We start from the raw sequence: 1908 nt of genomic DNA, 5'->3' as shown, positions 1-1908 counted from the left end.
GCGGCCGAGGACGGCATCGACTCCGCACCGGGTCGCCCGCACTCCACCCTGCCGCGCGTGGTGACCGTACTGCCGCTGCTGCTCGCCCTGGTGACCGTCGGCGCGACCTTCGCCGCCGTCCCGCTCGCCGAGCTCGCGATCGTCGGCCAGACCCCGGGGGGCCCGCGATGACGGACCTCGTGGACCTCATGCCGGGCAGCCTGCTCGTCCTGGCGCCGCTGGCGATCTCGCTCCTCACCGCCGTGGCCGTCTTCCTCATCCCCGAGGGAGGAGTCCGCTCGAGATCGACCGTCAACCTCGGCGCCGCCGTGGCCAAGCTGGGACTCATCGCGCTGATGGTGCCGGTCGTGGTGGGCGGGGCCAGGCCGGAGTGGCGGACCGCGCTGCTGCCGGGGATCGACTTCGTCCTGCGCATCGAGCCCCTGTCCCTGCTGTTCGCCGGACTGTCGTCCCTCCTGTGGCTGCTGACCACCGTGTACGCCATCGGCTACCTCGAGGACCGCCCGCACCGCAGCCGGTTCTTCGGGTTCTTCGCCCTGTGCGTGACCGCCACCGTCGGGATCGCCTTCTCCGGGAACCTCGTGACGTTCCTGCTGTTCTACGAACTGCTCACGCTGGTCACCTATCCGCTGGTGGTGCACAACGGCACCGCGGCCGCGCGACGCTCCGGTCGCCTCTACATGCTGTACACGCTCGGCGGTGGCCTCAGCCTGCTCACCGGGATCGTCTGGCTCTCCGCGCTGGTCGGCGACGTCGAGTTCACCCCGGGCGGGGTCGAGGCGGTGGGCGCGCTCGCGACGGACTCCCCGGCCACGGCCGTCGCGATCTTCGCCCTCATGGTCGCCGGCCTGGGCGTCAAGGCCGCGCTGTTCCCCCTCCACGGCTGGCTGCCCCGCGCGATGGTCGCACCCGCACCCGTCAGCGCCCTGCTCCACGCGGTGGCCGTGGTCAAGGCGGGCGTGTTCGGCCTGGTGCGCGTGATCGACGACGTGTACGGCGTGGCGGTGGCTTCCGCTCTCGGGGTCCTGACGCCCCTGCTCGTCCTGGCCTCTTTCACCGTGCTCTACGGCTCGGTACGCGCGCTGTTCCAGGACGACCTCAAGAAGCGGCTCGCCTACTCGACCGTCAGCCAGGTGTCCTACATCACGCTGGGGATCACCCTGGTCACCGCAGTGGGCACCGCCGGCGGGTTGGCCCACCTCGTGCACCAGGGACTCATGAAGATCACCCTGTTCTTCTGCGCCGGGCTGTTCGCCGAGGTCCTGGGGATCAAGACCGTCTCGGCCCTCGCGGGACTGGGCCGGCGCATGCCGTGGACGTGCGCCGCGTTCACCGTCGGCGCGTTCGGCATGATCGGTGTGCCCCCGGTCGCGGGATTCATCTCCAAGTGGGAACTGGGGCTCGGAGCGCTCGACTCGGAGAACCAGTGGGTGATCTGGGTCCTGGTGGCCAGCGCGGTGCTCAACAGCGCGTACTTCCTGCCCCCCGTGGTGGCCATGTGGTTCCGCCGTGCCGAGGAGTCGCACGAGGGATCACCGGGCGTACCCGATCGGCGGCGCCGCCGGAGGCTCGAGGCCCCGGCCGCCCTCCTCGCCCCCGCGGTCATCACCGCCGGTCTCTCCCTGGCCGTCGGGATCGTCGCCGCCGCCCCCTACGCCCCGCTGGCCATGGCCACCTTCATCGCGAGGGGGGTGTTCCCGTGATCACCGCCCTGTGGACCGCGACCTTCCTGCTCCCCCTCCTGGTCGCCGCGGGACTGGGGATCCTGGCCACGCGCCGCGTCCCGGGTGGTCTGTCGATGCTGCTGATCCGCCTCGCCCCCCTCACGTGCCTGCCCGCGATCCTGCTCACCGTGGCCCCCGGGGCGGGCGGGGGCCTCCCGCTCGACGTGCCGTGGCTGCTCGTGGG

General features: G+C 71.9%; 1 protein-coding gene and 1 pseudogene. Both read left to right on the top strand.

Annotated elements, in window-relative coordinates:
• Positions 1-167 precede the first annotated feature (167 nt).
• Complete coding sequence (locus tag G6026_RS01335) at positions 168-1703, top strand: proton-conducting transporter membrane subunit (RefSeq protein WP_107755608.1); 1536 nt, start codon at positions 168-170, stop codon at positions 1701-1703.
• Positions 1700-1908, top strand: a pseudogene (locus tag G6026_RS01330) (formate hydrogenlyase); the annotation flags it as partial. The gene G6026_RS01335 and the pseudogene G6026_RS01330, both read left to right, overlap by 4 nt.

This window comes from Dietzia sp. DQ11-38-2 (assembly GCF_014145055.1).
Taxonomy (GTDB): Bacteria; Actinomycetota; Actinomycetes; order Mycobacteriales; family Mycobacteriaceae; genus Dietzia.
This window is presented reverse-complemented; position numbering and strand designations above follow the sequence as displayed.

Coding starts and splice junctions, on each gene's coding strand:
- G6026_RS01335 (WP_107755608.1), top strand. CDS start 168: ATGACGGACCTCGTGGACCTCATGCCGGGCAGCCTGCTCGTCCTGGCG.